At 60.2% G+C, this 15,793-nt stretch carries 15 protein-coding genes, 2 tRNA genes and 1 rRNA gene; 8 read left to right on the top strand and 10 right to left on the bottom strand.

The features are described from left to right. Positions 1–24: 24 nt before the first annotated feature. The 3 genes from ACZCWR_RS12790 to ACZCWR_RS12780 all read left to right on the top strand — a co-directional run bounded on the left by ACZCWR_RS12790 (position 25) and on the right by ACZCWR_RS12780 (position 1,669). Complete coding sequence (locus tag ACZCWR_RS12790) at positions 25–606, top strand: NUDIX domain-containing protein (protein WP_487301116.1); 582 nt, start codon at positions 25–27, stop codon at positions 604–606. A gap of 106 nt (positions 607–712) precedes the next feature. Next, the gene (locus ACZCWR_RS12785; protein WP_487301115.1) at positions 713–1,156 is read left to right on the top strand and encodes a DUF1178 family protein; all 444 of its coding nucleotides are present in this window, start codon (positions 713–715) and stop codon (positions 1,154–1,156) included. 54 nt (positions 1,157–1,210) lie between these two features. After that, entirely contained in the window at positions 1,211–1,669 is a 459-nt protein-coding gene (locus ACZCWR_RS12780) for a MaoC family dehydratase (RefSeq protein ID WP_487301114.1), read from the top strand. Between the two features lies 1 nt (position 1,670). Here ACZCWR_RS12780 and ACZCWR_RS12775 read toward each other — a convergent pair whose 3' ends face one another. The 6 genes from ACZCWR_RS12775 to ACZCWR_RS12750 are packed head-to-tail and all read right to left on the bottom strand — an operon-like array spanning position 1,671 to position 7,283. Next, positions 1,671–2,885 carry an acyl-CoA dehydrogenase family protein gene (locus ACZCWR_RS12775; protein ID WP_487301113.1) on the bottom strand — a complete coding sequence of 405 codons (1,215 nt, stop codon included), beginning with the start codon at positions 2,883–2,885 and terminating at the stop codon, positions 1,671–1,673. A 19-nt stretch (positions 2,886–2,904) separates the two neighbouring features. Next, complete coding sequence (locus tag ACZCWR_RS12770; RefSeq protein ID WP_487301112.1) at positions 2,905–3,987, bottom strand: phosphotransferase; 1,083 nt, start codon at positions 3,985–3,987, stop codon at positions 2,905–2,907. Positions 3,988–4,010: 23 nt separating this feature from the next. Further along, positions 4,011–4,742, bottom strand: a complete 732-nt coding sequence (locus ACZCWR_RS12765) for a histidine phosphatase family protein (RefSeq protein ID WP_487301111.1) — start codon at positions 4,740–4,742, stop codon at positions 4,011–4,013. 10 nt (positions 4,743–4,752) lie between these two features. Beyond that, positions 4,753–5,541 carry an oxepin-CoA hydrolase, alternative type gene (locus ACZCWR_RS12760; RefSeq protein WP_487301110.1) on the bottom strand — a complete coding sequence of 263 codons (789 nt, stop codon included), beginning with the start codon at positions 5,539–5,541 and terminating at the stop codon, positions 4,753–4,755. Between the two features lie 23 nt (positions 5,542–5,564). Further along, positions 5,565–6,746, bottom strand: a complete 1,182-nt coding sequence (locus ACZCWR_RS12755) for a pyridoxal phosphate-dependent aminotransferase (protein WP_487301109.1) — start codon at positions 6,744–6,746, stop codon at positions 5,565–5,567. A 39-nt stretch (positions 6,747–6,785) separates the two neighbouring features. After that, complete coding sequence (locus ACZCWR_RS12750; protein ID WP_487301108.1) at positions 6,786–7,283, bottom strand: putative toxin-antitoxin system toxin component, PIN family; 498 nt, start codon at positions 7,281–7,283, stop codon at positions 6,786–6,788. Positions 7,284–7,339: 56 nt separating this feature from the next. On the opposite strand from ACZCWR_RS12750, the gene yaaA reads away from it, so the two are divergent. After that, on the top strand, positions 7,340–8,119 hold the full coding sequence (gene yaaA, locus ACZCWR_RS12745) for a peroxide stress protein YaaA (protein ID WP_487301107.1): 780 nt from the start codon (positions 7,340–7,342) through the stop codon (positions 8,117–8,119). A gap of 39 nt (positions 8,120–8,158) precedes the next feature. Then, positions 8,159–9,319 (top strand): M14 family metallopeptidase, encoded by a 1,161-nt coding sequence (locus ACZCWR_RS12740; protein ID WP_487301106.1) that lies wholly within the window; start codon positions 8,159–8,161, stop codon positions 9,317–9,319. Positions 9,320–9,342: 23 nt separating this feature from the next. Here the strand turns inward: ACZCWR_RS12740 and ACZCWR_RS12735 are convergent, their stop codons facing one another. The 4 genes from ACZCWR_RS12735 to ACZCWR_RS12720 form a co-directional block, all read right to left on the bottom strand. Further along, positions 9,343–9,876, bottom strand: coding sequence for a BspC domain-containing protein (locus tag ACZCWR_RS12735; protein WP_487301105.1), 534 nt, complete (start codon positions 9,874–9,876; stop codon positions 9,343–9,345). Between the two features lie 131 nt (positions 9,877–10,007). After that, entirely contained in the window at positions 10,008–10,682 is a 675-nt protein-coding gene (locus ACZCWR_RS12730; protein WP_487301104.1) for an energy-coupling factor ABC transporter permease, read from the bottom strand. 60 nt (positions 10,683–10,742) lie between these two features. Beyond that, complete coding sequence (locus ACZCWR_RS12725) at positions 10,743–11,708, bottom strand: LuxR C-terminal-related transcriptional regulator (protein ID WP_487301103.1); 966 nt, start codon at positions 11,706–11,708, stop codon at positions 10,743–10,745. A 192-nt stretch (positions 11,709–11,900) separates the two neighbouring features. Next, on the bottom strand, positions 11,901–13,115 hold the full coding sequence (locus ACZCWR_RS12720) for a DUF2863 family protein (RefSeq protein ID WP_487301102.1): 1,215 nt from the start codon (positions 13,113–13,115) through the stop codon (positions 11,901–11,903). Positions 13,116–13,732: 617 nt separating this feature from the next. Here ACZCWR_RS12720 and ACZCWR_RS12715 point away from each other — a divergent pair. The 3 genes from ACZCWR_RS12715 (at position 13,733) to ACZCWR_RS12705 (ending at position 15,528) form a co-directional block, all read left to right on the top strand. Continuing rightward, positions 13,733–15,264: ribosomal RNA gene (locus tag ACZCWR_RS12715) — 16S ribosomal RNA — on the top strand. 91 nt (positions 15,265–15,355) lie between these two features. Then, a tRNA-Ile gene (locus ACZCWR_RS12710) sits at positions 15,356–15,432 on the top strand. Between the two features lie 20 nt (positions 15,433–15,452). Further along, positions 15,453–15,528, top strand: a tRNA-Ala gene (locus tag ACZCWR_RS12705). Positions 15,529–15,793: the final 265 nt, after the last annotated feature.

Raw genomic sequence — 15,793 nt, 5'->3', positions numbered from 1 at the left:
AGTTTCAAGGCGCAGGCACCGAACATGGCAGATCATCCTTCCATTCCCGATAACGACGACGGCCTGATCGAAAAGCCGGTCGAAAGCGTTACGCTCCACGAAGGTAAGTTCCTCACGCTCAAGCGCGATACGGTTGAGTTGCCCGATGGCACGCACGCGACGCGCGAGTTCGTCGTGCATCCGGGCGCGGTGATGATCCTGCCGGTTTTCGACGATGGCCGCGTGCTGCTCGAACGTCAGTTTCGTTATCCGATCGGTCGTGTGCTGATGGAGTTTCCGGCAGGCAAGCTCGATCCGAACGAGGACGAACTCGATTGCGCCAAGCGCGAACTGCTCGAAGAGACCGGTTACACGGCGCGCGAGTGGACGTTTCTCACGCGCATCCATCCGGTCATTTCGTATTCGACGGAATTTATCGATCTGTATCTGGCGCGCGGTCTGACAGCGGGCGATGCGAAGCTCGACGAAGGCGAGTTCCTCGAAACCTTCATCGCCGATGAAGCGCAGCTCATGGACTGGGTGAAGGACGGCAGCATCAGCGATGTGAAGACGATCATCGGCGTGTTCTGGCTGGAAAAGCTGAGGTCGGGCGAATGGAAGGCGTGAAGCGTCGAGCAGAGCAAACGGCTAGAATCGACCGGGCCAGATTGAACGGTCTTTCGCACGATCGTTCAAAAAACGTCATTCTGAGATAAACTCCCCGGCAAGCTCCATGAAGGTTCTCGATCTGAAGTGCCCGCACGAACACCGCTTCGAAGGCTGGTTTGCCTCGACGGACGCGTTCGAAGCGCAGTTGTCGCGCGGTCTCGTCGCGTGTCCGGTTTGTTCGGCCACCGAAGTGAGCCGCATGCCATCCGCGCCGCGATTGAATTTGTCTACGGCGCGTGGTGAAGCTGCACCGTCGCAAGCGTCCGAGACAACGGAACCGCAAACGCTGCAAGCGCGCGCCATGCAGGCCATGCGCGAACTGATCGAGAAGACCGAGAACGTGGGCGAACGCTTTGCAGAGGAAGCGCGGCGCATGCATTACAACGAAGCGCCGGCGCGCAACATTCGTGGCGTCACCACGCCGGAAGAAACGCACGCTTTGCTCGAAGAAGGCATCGAAGTATTGCCGTTGCCCGTTCCGGCCGCGCTGAAAGAGCCGCTTCAGTAATCTGAACGCGGCGTCTCCTGTGGCCCGGTTCGGGTCATCCAATGGAGACAGCGCATGACCTACAGCTACGAAGATTTCAATGTCGGCGACGCGGTGCAACTGAGCGCGCATACCTTCACGCGTGAAGAGATTGTCGAATTCGCGGGACGTTACGATCCGCAGCCATTTCACCTGAGCGAAGAAGCAGGGCGAGCCTCGCATTTCGGCGGCCTCGTCGCCAGCGGCTGGAACACCTGTTCGGCGATGATGGGCATTCTCGTGCGCGACATGCTCGCCGATTCCACCTCGATGGGCTCACCCGGTCTCGACAATATCCGCTGGCTCAAGCCGGTGCGCGTCGGGGATTCGGTGCGCTTGACCGTGCGCGTGCTGGACAAGCGCGTGTCGAAAAGCAAGCCGGATCGCGGTATCGTGGCGACGCGCTGGGAAGCGCACAATCAGGACGGCGAACTGGTGCTCACAGTAGATTCGAGCGCGCTGTTCGGCCTGCGCGAGCCGGGCGCGGCGTCTTGATCTAGGCGTATCGCCCGAATTCGAGCTTGGCGATTGCGTTGCGATGCACCTCGTCCGGTCCATCCGCGAGGCGCAACGTGCGTGCCGACGCGTAGGCATAAGCGAGCGGAAAGTCATCGCAGATGCCGCCGCCGCCGTGCGCCTGAATCGCCCAGTCGATCACCTGACAAGCGACGTTCGGCGCGACGACCTTGATCATCGCGATCTCGCCACGCGCGCCTTTGTTGCCGACGGTATCCATCATGTAAGCGGCTTTGAGCGTCAGCAAACGCGCCTGCTCGATCATGATGCGCGCTTCGGCAATACGCTCCTGTGTCACGCCGTGCTGCGCAATCGGTCGGCCGAACGCCACGCGCGAAAGCGTGCGCTTCGTCATGAGTTCAAGCGCGCGTTCCGCGAGGCCGATCAGCCGCATGCAATGGTGAATGCGTCCCGGCCCGAGCCGACCTTGCGCGATCTCGAAGCCGCGTCCCGCGCCCAACAAGATATTCGACGCAGGCACGCGCACGCCCTCGAGCGTGATGTCCATATGCCCGTGCGGCGCGTCGTCATACCCGAACACGTTCAACGCACGATGCACCGTGATGCCCGCTGCATCCGCAGGAACGAGGATCATCGACTGTTGCGCGTGCTTCGGGGCATCGGCATCGGTCTTGCCCATCACGATGTATACCTTGCAGCGCGGATCGCCCGCACCGGATGACCACCACTTATGGCCATCGATCACGTAATCGTCGCCATCGCGCATGATGCTGCACTGAATGTTCGTCGCATCCGATGACGCCACATCCGGCTCGGTCATCAGAAACGCCGAGCGGATTTCGCCGCGCAACAGCGGTTCGAGCCACTGCGCCTTGTGCTCGTCCGTGCCGTAGCGTTCGATGGTTTCCATGTTGCCGGTATCGGGCGCGTTGCAGTTGAAGACTTCGGGCGCCCACGGCACGCGGCCCATGATTTCGCACAGCGGCGCGTATTCGAGATTGGTCAGGCCCGCGCCGCGATCGGATGCGGGCAGAAAGAGATTCCACAGTCCTTCCGCGCGTGCTTTGGCTTTGAGTTCTTCCATGAGACGCGTCGGCAGCCACGCATTGCCCGCCGCGCGATTCGCCGCGATTTCCTCGCTGAAGGCGCGCTCGTTCGGATAGATGTGGGCATCGAAAAAGGCGAGCAGTTTTTCGCGCAGGGCTTGCACTTTCGGGGTGTAGTCGAAGTTCATGCTTTCGCTCGTCTCCTTGTCATGCGACGCGTTGCGCGTAGCGCCACGCGAGTTCCGCCATGGGCCGTGCGCGGCGTCCGGCGTCGGCGGCTTGCGCGCTCGCGGCGGTGCCATCGACCACGCGTTTCATGATGCCTTGCAAAATCGCGGCGATGCGGAACATGTTGTAGGCGAGGTAAAAGTTCCAGTCGCCCTCGATCTCGAAGCCCGTTCGCTCGCAATAGCGCGCGACGTATGCCTGTTCGTCCGGAATGCCGAGCGCCGCCCAATCGAGTCCCGCGATACCGCGAAACTGCGACGGATCGACATGCCACGCCATGCAGTGATACGCGAAATCGGCGAGCGGGTCGCCGAGCGTCGAGAGTTCCCAGTCGAGCACGGCGAGCACGCGCGGTTCGTGCGGATGGAAGATGAGGTTATCCAGCCGGTAATCGCCATGAACCACGCTCACGCGCGTCTGCCGCGACGCCGGAATATGCGCGGGCAACCATTCGATCAGCCGGTTCATCGCGTCGATCTGCTCTGTCTGCGAGGCGATGTATTGCTTGCTCCAACGCCCGATCTGCCGCTCGAAGTAGTTGCCGGGTTTGCCGTAAGTCGCGAGACCGGCGGCATCGACATCGACCGTATGGAGCGCGGCGATCACGCGATTCGTTTCGTCGTAGATCGCGGCGCGTTCGGCAGGCGTCATGCCCGGCAGCGACGGGTCCCACAACACGCGGCCTTCGACGAACGCCATCACGTAAAACGCGCGGCCGATCACGCTTTCGTCCTCGCACATCGCGAGCATGTCGGCGACGGGTACATCGGTCGATGCAAGCGCGTGCATCACGCGATATTCACGCTCCACCGCATGCGCGGACGGTAGCAACTTCGCGGTCGGACCGGGCTTCGCGCGCATCACATAACTGCGTGATGGCGTGATGAGCTTGAACGTGGGATTCGACTGTCCACCCGCGAATTGCTCGACAGTCACCGGCCCCGCGAAACCTTCGACATGCGTCTCAAGCCACGCCGTCAACGCGTCCATGTCGAAACGCTGGCGCTCATGCACCGGGCGCGTTCCCTCGAATGCCGAAAAATCGTTGTGGTCGTCGGCCATCGTCTCCTCCTTGTGATGCGCGTTCAGTCCATCTCGTTCTCGTCGGCCTTGTGGCGGACGAACTGCGCATAGAGCAGTTCCATCGTCGTGTTGCGCACATCGGCGTGAAGCGGCGAGGGCGGCGAATGATTGATCGCATGCACGATCCAGTCGCCCGGGTTCTCGCCCACATCGAGCACGTTGATGCAGCCCGTCGCCTGCGACAGATGCCCGAAGAACGCGCGCCCGCCCGCCGTGATCGCGTGTGAGAGCAACGCGCGGTTCACCCCGCCGTGCAGCACGAGCAGAACCGTGTCCCACGTCGTGTCTTCGCGCAGGCGTTGCATGGCAGGCAACGCGCGGTCGAGCAATTCGCCGATGGTCTCGCCGCCCAGAAACTGCGTGTCTTCCGGGACGACGCCATCGAACACGGAAAGAAACGCGCGCTCGATATCGGCGTTGGAAAGTTGCCTGAGCTTGCCGCCGCGAATCTCTTGCCACTCGGGCCAGACTTCGGGTTCGATCGACTGCGCGGTTTCATCGAGCACGCGTCGCGCGGTTTCGAGCGTGCGCGGCAAACCGCTCACGATCACGCGGTCGAAACGAGTCTTTTGCGCGACGAACACGCGGCCTGCCGCGCTGGCTTCTTCGCGTCCACGCGCGTTGAGCGGCACGCTTTCGGGATCGATGGCGCGGCCGGTGTCATCGAAATAGGTGACATCGCCGTGACGCATCAGGAAGATACGGCGGCGCTTCGGCAGTTCGTAACGTGCCATGTCGATGCGCTCAGCGATAGTTCGGCTGACGCTTGTCGAGAAACGCGGTGATGCCTTCGAGCGCATCGCCGTGATGCAAGGCATCGACGAAACAATCGCGTTCCATGTCCAGATGCGCGGCGAGCGGCTGAACATCCGCCGCGTTGATGAGCGACTTGATGCGCGCCATGGCTTTGGGCGACACGCTGCCGAGATCGTCCGCCCAGGCGATGGCTGCATCCAGCGCGATGCCTTTCTTCGTCAGCCGATTCACCACGCCGACCTCATGCAGACGCACCGCGCCGATGGGCTTGGCTTCGAGCAGCACTTCGCTGGCGAGCGTGCGCGGCAACGAGCGCGACAGAAACCACGAAGCGCCGCCGTCCGGCGTCAAACCAATTCGCGCATAGGACATCACGAAGCGCGCGTCATCGGCGGCGACGATCAGATCGCACGCCAACGCAAGCGAAAAGCCCGCGCCCGCCGCCGCGCCTTCGACCGCCGCGATTACCGGCTTGGTCGATGCCCGCAGCGCGCTGATCCATTCCGCCAGCAGATCAATGCTCTGCGCTTGCACGGACGGCGCCTGCGCGCGGTTCTCCATCAGCCGGTTCAGATTGCCGCCCGCGCAGAAAAAGTTATCCGCGCCGGTGAGCACGATCGCGCGCACGGAGTTGTCGCGCTCGGCGGTGTTGAGCGCTTCGATGCCCGCCGCGTACATATCGGGATGCAATGCGTTGCGCGCGCCGGGGTTCGACAGCATCAGAACGAGCGTGGTGTCGCTGCCCGCGGGGCGATTCGTCAGCAATTCGGCGCTCATCCGAGCTCCTCGATAGGGGTGAATCAGAGCTGCGCGAGCCGTTCCAGCGCGAGCGCGAGCGTGGCTTCTTTCTTGGCGAAGCAAAAGCGCACCACGCCCGATTCATGGCTCTCGTGATAGAACGCCGAAACCGGAATGGCCGCCACGCCGATCTCGCTCGTCAGCCACTTGGAGAACTCGGCTTCGGGCATGTCGCTGATCTTCGAATAATCGACGCACTGGAAATACGTGCCATCGCACGGCAACAGCGAGAAGCGCGATTTCGACAGACCTTCGCGGAAGAAGTCGCGCTTCTTCTGATAGAACGCGGGCAGGTCGAGATACGGCTTCGGGTCTTCGAGATAGTGCGCGAGGCCGACCTGCATGGGCGTGTTGACGGTGAATACGTTGAACTGATGCACCTTGCGGAATTCTTCGGTCAGCGCGGCGGGCGCGGCCACGTAGCCCACTTTCCAGCCGGTGACGTGAAACGTCTTGCCGAAGCTCGACACCACGAAGCTGCGCCGCGCGAGTTCCGGGTAGCGCGACACGCTTTCGTGCGGCGCGTTGTCGTAGACCATGTGCTCGTAGACTTCGTCGGAGACGATCAGCACGTTGGTGCCGCGCACGATGTCTTCGAGCTTCTGCATGTCCGCCGCGCGCCAGACGCGGCCGGTCGGATTGTGCGGCGTGTTGATCATGATGAGGCGCGTCTTCGGCGTGATCGCGGCGGCGATCTTGTCGAAGGGCAGGGCGTAGTCCGGCGCTTCGAGCGACACGAACACCGGCTTGCCGCCCGCGAGTTCGATGGATGGCACGTAACTGTCGTACATCGGCTCGATGACGATGACCTCATCGCCCGGATGCACGCAGCACAGCACCGCCGTCAGCAGCGCCTGCGTGGCCCCGGCGGTCACGGTGATTTCGCGGTCGGCATCGTAGGCGCGGCCGTAGAGCGCTTCGATCTTGCGCGCGATCGCGTGACGCAGCGGCGCGGCCCCGGCCATCGGCGGATATTGATTGTGGCCTTCGCGCATGGCGTTGGACACGGCATCGACGATGCGCGCATCGCAATCGAAATCGGGGAAACCCTGACCGAGATTCACCGCGCCCTTCTGCGCGGCGAGCGCGCTCATGACGGTGAAAATGGTCGTGCCGACATTCGGCAGACGCGAGGGAAACGAGAGTTCGTCAGGGAAAGCGGGCAGATCGTGCGATGCGTTCATGGTGATGAGGTCGTTGTCTCTGCGGATATTTTAGGAGTGTCAGCGGATTGCCGCCTCGACCGCGAGCACGAACGGCTTCGGCTCGGCGATGCGAAAGGCAAAATCACGCGCGATGCGCCGCGCAAGTTTGAGCACCGCGCGGTCCTTCGATACGAGCCACGCAGCCTGCGCGGCATGCGCGAGTTCGAGGAACTTCTGGTCGTCGCGATCCTTGCATTTGGGCAGCGGACGCTCGCTGTCGGGCGCGGCGGTCGCGACCAGCGTGGACAGGCGAGCGACCGTTTCCAGCGCGGCCGTCTTGTCCACGTTCATGCGCACGAACTGAGGATAATCCAGCACGCGCGTGAGTTCGTTCAGACAGCGCGAGTCGATCAGCGCATCGAGCGTGCGCGCCTCCAGTGCGGCGTGGATGGGGCGCGTGGCCGGATCGTCGAACACGAGGATATCGATCCACACGTTCGAGTCCAGCACCACGCGTAAAGGTGCTTGCAAAGGTAATGACGCGCACGACGCGCCCGGCGCAGCGGAATTTTCCATTCGATACAATCGGGGATTCAAGTCTAATCATCGCCGGCAGTGACCGGCGAGCCTCCATGATAATCGTTCTCTCGCCTGCCAAATCGCTCGACTACGAGACGCCTGCTCATATCAAGAAGCACACGCTGCCCGAATTCGTCGATGACGCCGCCGAACTCATCGATGGTTTGCGGCAACTCACGCCTCAGCAAATCGGCGGCATGATGGGTATTTCCGACCAACTCGCGACGCTGAATTTTCAGCGCTATGCCGAATGGTCGAAGACTTTCGATGCGGACAATTCGAAGCAAGCCGTGCTCGCGTTCAATGGCGATGTGTACGAAGGCTTCGCCGCGAAAACGCTGTCGTCCGCCGATCTGGACTTCGCGCAGAACCATGTGCGCGTGTTGTCCGGGCTGTATGGCTTGCTGCGTCCGCTCGATTTGCTGCAACCGTATCGGCTGGAAATGGGCACGCGTTTTCCGAACGCGCGCGGCAAGGATCTTTATGCATTCTGGGGCGAGCGGATCACGGCGACGCTCAACGCGCAATTGAAGAAGCAGCGTGGCGCGCGTGTGCTGGTGAACTGCGCATCCGGCGAATATTTCAAATCGGTGCGGCCGAAGCTGCTCGCCGCGCCCGTCATCTCGCCGGTGTTCGAGGACTGGAAGGGCGGGCGCTACAAGATCATCAGCTTTCATGCGAAGCGCGCGCGTGGGTTGATGGCGCGCTATGCGGTGGAGAACCGCATCGACGAACCCGAACAACTCAAGGGATTCGACAGCGAAGGGTATAAGTTCGACGCGAAGGCATCGAACGATACGACATATGTGTTTCGCAGGCGTATTGCCGACTAAGGCGCGCGGACACGCAAGATCAAGTTTGAGGACACGAAGATGAGCATCTCCATTTCCAGCAACTTCGACGCGGGCGCGATCGAAGTGGTCAAGGCGGACGATTTCGAGGATATCCGCCTGCGCGTGCGCAAGGATAGCCACGCGGAATTCGCGCAGTGGTTCTACTTCCGCGTCTCGGACGTGCGCGGCCAGCGTCTGGTAATGACCTTCGAGAACGCCGCCCAGTGCGCGTTCCCCGAAGGATGGCGCGACTACGAAGCAGTCGCGAGCTATGACCGCGTGAACTGGTTTCGCGTCGCGACCGAATACGATGGCCGCGTGATGAAGATCGATCACACGCCCGATTTCGATCGTGTGTATTACGCGTATTTCGAGCCGTACAGCGAGGAGCGCCAGTCGGAGTTTCTGGGCACGGTCCAACAGTTGCCCTACGCAACGCTCACCGAACTCGGCCAGACCGTGCAGGGCCGGCCCGTTTCGCTGCTCACGCTCGGCCTGCCGGATTTCGGCGATGCACCGCCCAAGAAGAACATCTGGATCATCGCGCGCCAGCATCCCGGCGAGACGATGGCGGAATGGTTCGTCGAAGGTCTCGTCAAGCGGCTGGCGGGCTTCGGCGACTGGGCAGGCGATCCGGTCGCGCGCGCGTTGTTCGAGCATGCGGCTTTCCATATCGTGCCGAACATGAATCCCGATGGCAGCGTGCTCGGGAATCTGCGCACGAACGCGGCGGGCGCAAACCTGAATCGCGAGTGGATGGAACCGAGCGCCGCGCGCAGTCCCGAAGTGCTGCTCGTGCGTGAGGCCATCAAAGAAACAGGCTGCGATCTGTTCTTCGATATTCACGGCGACGAAGCCATTCCGTATGTGTTCGTCGCGGGCTCGGAGATGTTGCCGGGCTTTACCGAACAGCAGGCGAAGGAACAGAAGGCGTTCGTCGAATTCTTCAAGCAGGCGAGCCCGGACTTCCAGAACGTGCACGGCTACGAGTCGAGCAAGTATCAGACGGATGCGCTCAAGCTCGCGTCGAAGTACATCGGCAACGAGTACAAGTGCCTGTCGCTCACGCTGGAGATGCCGTTCAAGGACAATGCCAATCTGCCCGATGACGGCGTGGGCTGGAACGGCGCGCGCAGTGCATCGCTCGGCGCGGCGATGCTGCAGGCCGTGCTATGGCATCTGCAGTCATTCTCCGGTTGATGCGCTGAAGGACGCGAAGGCGGCTAGTGTTTCTTCTTGCTGGTCGCCTTTTTCTTCGACTTCGCAGCGTGTTTGCCGTGTGCGGTCGAGGTCGAATGCGACTGGGCGCGCAGCGGCGGCACCGGGTCGTTCCAGCCGAACGCGAGCATCTGACTGCCGACATAGCCGCAACGGAACTTGAGCGTTTGCGGATCGCCTTCGCCGCTTTTCGGCACGCCTTGTCCTTCGACGGTGACCACGTTGTCCACCTTGATCTTCTGCTTGTGTTCGTCGAACGAGTCGTTCCATGGTTCGATGGTGAAGTGCGAAGGGTCGAAGGACTGCGACGGGAACTCGACGTGATCGAAGGCCGTCGATGTGCTTGCGACGAAGCTGCCATGCGCGGCGCAATCGGCGACCAGCGGATTGGCGTTGAAATCGGTCACGAAGTGGTGAATCAGTTCATTGCGCTCATCGAGCGAATCGGCAACGGCGGACACAGCGTATGCGAGCGATGCGCATACCGCAATCCGGCCGACGAGCCGCAGGAGCCGGCGCGGTGCGAAGATACTTTCCATCAGGTTTGGCGCTAAGACGACACGGGCAAGTAAGATGCCGCGTGGTGGGAAGGAGTTCAATCTTATCGCAATTAAGACAGGCTTCGATTGTCTTGACTTGCGGTTGAGCCTGGCTTTATCTTTGGCTTCGTTCAGACGCGCGGTCCGCGATCGAGACGATAACGGCGCACGTCGTACGTGGTGATCCACGCCGGTTTGTACACGGTGATCAGAATCGTGAGCAGTCCCGTAAAGAGCGCTTCACCGATTCCGAGCAAGAGCGAACCACGCATGAAGGCGGCCGGCACGGTGACAGGCACGCCCGCGAGCGCCGATTCCAGCAACACCGTAGCGCCACATGCTGCTGCAATCGCAGCGCCGGCCGTCACGAAACCATGTCCGATGATGAAGGTGAACAGGTTGCGAGGCACCCACGCGCTCGACAGTCGTTGCAGAACCGTGGATACCGTGACCGGCACGACACCGAACAATAGATACGTTGTGGCAACCGAGAGCCATGATGCATCGAGCACGACGGCTGCAAGCCCCGTGGTCGCCGCCGTGCCGATCAGCGCGAGGCGCCAGTCGAACAGCGTGACCATGAGCGTCGCGCCCAGAAGGTGGATGACGGGTCCGTCGTCGAACCAGGCGTTGCAAGCCCAGAGCACCGTCACCGCGACGACGATGCCAAGCCACACATGCTGAAGCGTGGCGTCCTGCAGTCGTCCGAAAGGACGCTGCGCCAGAACGAGCGCGAGCAACCCGACGGCAACGATCGAACTGCCGACAGCAAGCCAAAGCGGTAGCGGTGTGTAGAAGAACCCCATGCCTTGCATATTACTCGTTGCGCGAGAAAACGTGTACGCAAACGACAGACCCGTTCGGCGTCATTGTTGCCGGAAAGACGGTGAGGGCTCGGCGGCCATGGGTATCGGCCCGCTTTCCCGGCCCAGCGACGGCGGGTAGCTTTCATGTTTCGGCCGAAGGGGCACGACGTTGCTTTCTTCGGGCATGACGTCCTTCGCATCTTGTGCGTTCTGCGCTTGTTCGGCTTGTTCCGTTTGCGCTGCTTGCGCCGGTTGCTCCGCTTGGTCTGGTTGCTCGACTTCCTCTTCCTGCTCCATGTCCTCGACGGGCTCTTCGTGCTCTTCGTGCTCTTCGTACTCCAGGTCTTCCTGCTGGTCACGCAGGATTTCCAGATGGGAGTCCTGCACACCGTTGTAGATGGCAACCGCCGCCGCGCGATTCGCAGCCCCCAAAAGTTGGAAGATGCTTGCAAGGTGTATTTTCACCGTCCCTTCGCTAATGCCCAACGTCTTGGCGATTTGCTTATTCGTGCTGCCCATATGCACGCAACGCATGATTTGCTGCTGACGTGGCGAGAGCGACAGCTCGGCGCGTACTCTGCGCGGCGGCCGCGTTATTTTCGGCGCCGCGGCGCGCGCCCGCGGTCCGCGTCCGAAGTTCGGATCGATGATGTCAGGCGGCACGTAGTGACCTCCGATCATTACCATTTCGAAGGCGCGAAGCACCAGAACAGAGTCCAGCGTGCGGGGAATGATGCCCATGGCGCCCGCGCCCATGAGTGTGAAGACGTGCATCGCCGTAGGCCGATTGACCACGATCGCCGAGGGCACACCCCGCGCGCTGTCGAGCAGGCGCTGAAGGTCGCTGACGCGCAGCGCGGAAGACCAGTCGATGACGATCAATTCCGGCTTGCACCGCTTTTGCGCAGCATGCGCTTGCTGCCAGTTCTCCACTTCGATGAACTGAGCGTGGCGTGCGACCCGGCGCAACAGCGTTTTCAGACCCGCGCGACGTTCCGCATCGAAGCCAATAATGTTGATTTTCATGCTTTTTACCTCGTTCCATTTCTACCCGTGCCATGTCTCGGGACTTGATGCCTTCAAATTGTCAGCAACAGGGAGAATGGTGACAAAAATTTCGTGTTTCCGCCTCCTGTCCGAATGGCATAGGCCAAAAGCACAAAAACCCCGTGTTTACAGGGTTTTTGCATGCCTTTTAGTTAATTTTAATGCTTGATGTCAGTGAAAATGAGGTTGTGCTGGCTCCGCGTCCTCCGGCATTTCGGCGTGGACGATTTCGCCCAGCGGATCTGCGTAAAGCGGAACGCCGCAGTCGTCGCAGAATTCGGGTTCAAAACGGCCGGCGTGGCGGCGCACATCCGACACCCCTGCCTTCTTCAACAATTCAACGATTTCTTCGACCGGACCTTCCGGACCTTCGAGATCCGCGGCTTCGTCTTCCATGCCGAGTTCGCCATTTTCGCGTCCGTACAAGGGCCACACGACACCGTAGATCACGTCGTTGCTGCCACGGCGTGTGAAACCGATGCGATATTCATCGATGCGCCGCTCCCCGAACCCCGCGATGACCGCGCGCAACTCCTGCGGCGCACTGCCGAGCGTGTCGAAAAGATAGCGCACGGCAGTCCGTACGGTATGCGGGCGAACTTGCTCATCGGCATCGCGACAGGCCGAATAGTAGGCATCAGGCAGCAAGCATTCGAATTCGCAGCCAGGAAGAATGGTGCCGAAACTTGGGCCACCCTGAGCCATCCACTGTTCGAGGCATTGACCGCGTTCGATCCGACCGCCGTTTTCATGCTCCTGCCAGCGAAAGAACGCGGCGCCGTCCGGCACGACCGCGACGGCGAGCAGGAAACGCGGGTCAGCGAGAATAGGTGACGTTTCCGGCAGATCCGACAAATTCAGGCGCGACGTGGGTCCGCCGAGTGCGGTCTGCATCAACTGTTGCGCCATGCGTGCCGTATCCACGTGATGACGCGGTAACTGGTCGATGCTGAAGAGATAGGGCGCCACTGCCACGCGCGCGCCTTCCGCGAGAACGTGAGCCTGTAGCTGCGTTTTCAGTGCGTCGATCGTGTCGGGTTTCAGCGTGCCCGACGGAATCGCATAGCGCGTCCACGCGAGCACGGGCGCGGCTATCAGCAAGGCCTCATGAGGCGCGCCGTCCACCTCGATTCGGAACGACTCGCTATGCGTTTCGGCCATATCGGCGAGCGCGCCGTACGCGTCCGGGTGATTTTGTTGTAGATGATCAAGCGCAGCGTCGAGCGTGGTTTGATTGCCGTTACGCACGAGCTTGGCAATCAATTCGTCGAGGCGTGCTTCCCAGAAGCGATCCTCGACGCGGCTGCCCGACGCGAACAGCGCGAGCGACAGGCTGACGAGCTTGTCGGCATCCGGGGGAATACGTTTTGCGATTCGCGAGCGCATATAAGTACAAGTTGTTGGGCAGGGAACCTTTGATTGTAGTCGCTCGGTCGCCGGTTGATCGCTGAACTTGGACGCTAAGTCTTTGTTGGCCGTCAGGACTATGACTTCTTACGAACGACCTCGGCCTTCAAGATTTTCTGCTTTGCCCCCTTGCGCCCTGTGTTCCGAGCCACTAGAATTCCGTTCCTTCGCGATTCAACGAACGCGAAGGGAAGCGGGAAAAGGCGGTTTGGTTGGAAGTGTCGGGCAAAGGTGGTTTGAAGCGCTTGACAGGTTCTCAGGTGAATAAAGTTTCAAAAACCTGTTGACACTCCCCGAAACGTTGTTCATAATCTCGTTTCTCTGCTGCTGATGCAGCGACGCAGAACGGTCCGGGTGGTGGTGAAGTGGTTCCGGGCGGTGTGCGATGTGCTCTTTAAAAACTAACAGCCGATAAGTGTGGGCGCTTGATGCGAGTGCGGTTTCAGTCTTTCGGGGCTGGAGCAAAAGCAAAAGTATCAAGAGTCTCACACGAAGTATAGAGGAAGGTTATTTCATCTTCGGATGGAAGCAATCATCGTCAGTACGTTGAGTGAGCGACCGGTTCTTAACGGAACCGAAAAACAGTAACAGGGTTTGAACTGAAGAGTTTGATCCTGGCTCAGATTGAACGCTGGCGGCATGCCTTACACATGCAAGTCGAACGGCAGCACGGGGGCAACCCTGGTGGCGAGTGGCGAACGGGTGAGTAATACATCGGAACGTGTCCTGTAGTGGGGGATAGCCCGGCGAAAGCCGGATTAATACCGCATACGATCTACGGAAGAAAGCGGGGGATCGCAAGACCTCGTGCTAGAGGGGCGGCCGATGGCAGATTAGCTAGTTGGTGGGGTAAAGGCCTACCAAGGCGACGATCTGTAGCTGGTCTGAGAGGACGACCAGCCACACTGGGACTGAGACACGGCCCAGACTCCTACGGGAGGCAGCAGTGGGGAATTTTGGACAATGGGGGCAACCCTGATCCAGCAATGCCGCGTGTGTGAAGAAGGCCTTCGGGTTGTAAAGCACTTTTGTCCGGAAAGAAAACCTACCTGTTAATACCGGGTGGGGATGACGGTACCGGAAGAATAAGCACCGGCTAACTACGTGCCAGCAGCCGCGGTAATACGTAGGGTGCGAGCGTTAATCGGAATTACTGGGCGTAAAGCGTGCGCAGGCGGTCTGTTAAGACCGATGTGAAATCCCCGGGCTTAACCTGGGAACTGCATTGGTGACTGGCAGGCTTTGAGTGTGGCAGAGGGGGGTAGAATTCCACGTGTAGCAGTGAAATGCGTAGAGATGTGGAGGAATACCGATGGCGAAGGCAGCCCCCTGGGCCAACACTGACGCTCATGCACGAAAGCGTGGGGAGCAAACAGGATTAGATACCCTGGTAGTCCACGCCCTAAACGATGTCAACTAGTTGTTGGGGATTCATTTCCTTAGTAACGTAGCTAACGCGTGAAGTTGACCGCCTGGGGAGTACGGTCGCAAGATTAAAACTCAAAGGAATTGACGGGGACCCGCACAAGCGGTGGATGATGTGGATTAATTCGATGCAACGCGAAAAACCTTACCTACCCTTGACATGGTCGGAAGTCCGCTGAGAGGTGGATGTGCTCGAAAGAGAACCGGCGCACAGGTGCTGCATGGCTGTCGTCAGCTCGTGTCGTGAGATGTTGGGTTAAGTCCCGCAACGAGCGCAACCCTTGTCCTTAGTTGCTACGCAAGAGCACTCTAGGGAGACTGCCGGTGACAAACCGGAGGAAGGTGGGGATGACGTCAAGTCCTCATGGCCCTTATGGGTAGGGCTTCACACGTCATACAATGGTCGGAACAGAGGGTTGCCAAGCCGCGAGGCGGAGCCAATCCCAGAAAACCGATCGTAGTCCGGATCGCAGTCTGCAACTCGACTGCGTGAAGCTGGAATCGCTAGTAATCGCGGATCAGCATGCCGCGGTGAATACGTTCCCGGGTCTTGTACACACCGCCCGTCACACCATGGGAGTGGGTTTTACCAGAAGTGGCTAGTCTAACCGCAAGGAGGACGGTCACCACGGTAGGATTCATGACTGGGGTGAAGTCGTAACAAGGTAGCCGTATCGGAAGGTGCGGCTGGATCACCTCCTTTCTCGAGCTTCGCACGAAGGTACTGGGTGTTCGCACACAGTACCGTGCATTCAAGCGCTCACGCTTATCGGCTGTTGTAGAAGACAGGCTAAGGGTCTGTAGCTCAGTCGGTTAGAGCACCGTCTTGATAAGGCGGGGGTCGTTGGTTCGAATCCAACCAGACCCACCACGAGTCGGGATGTATGACAGGGGGGATTAGCTCAGCTGGGAGAGCACCTGCTTTGCAAGCAGGGGGTCGTCGGTTCGATCCCGTCATCCTCCACCACGCATGACCTTTGAGTCTTCAATGCACAGCGTTCGACCCCGAGCGCTGTGCATTGGCGACTGTAGCCAGTTGATGTCGCGGGCAGTGAAGTAGCTTGTCGGCTAAACGTTCTTTAACAATCTGGAAGAAGTAGTAGAGAGATGCACTGAAAGCACTTAGAGATGGGTGTGAGTAGGGGCATCAGGGTAGTGATTGTATCGAGTATGAAAAGTGATCTTAAATGATGACTTGGAATACGGCACAACGCGAATACTCAGCCTATAGC

This window comes from Caballeronia sp. A2-2 (assembly GCF_057612605.2).
This window is presented reverse-complemented; position numbering and strand designations above follow the sequence as displayed.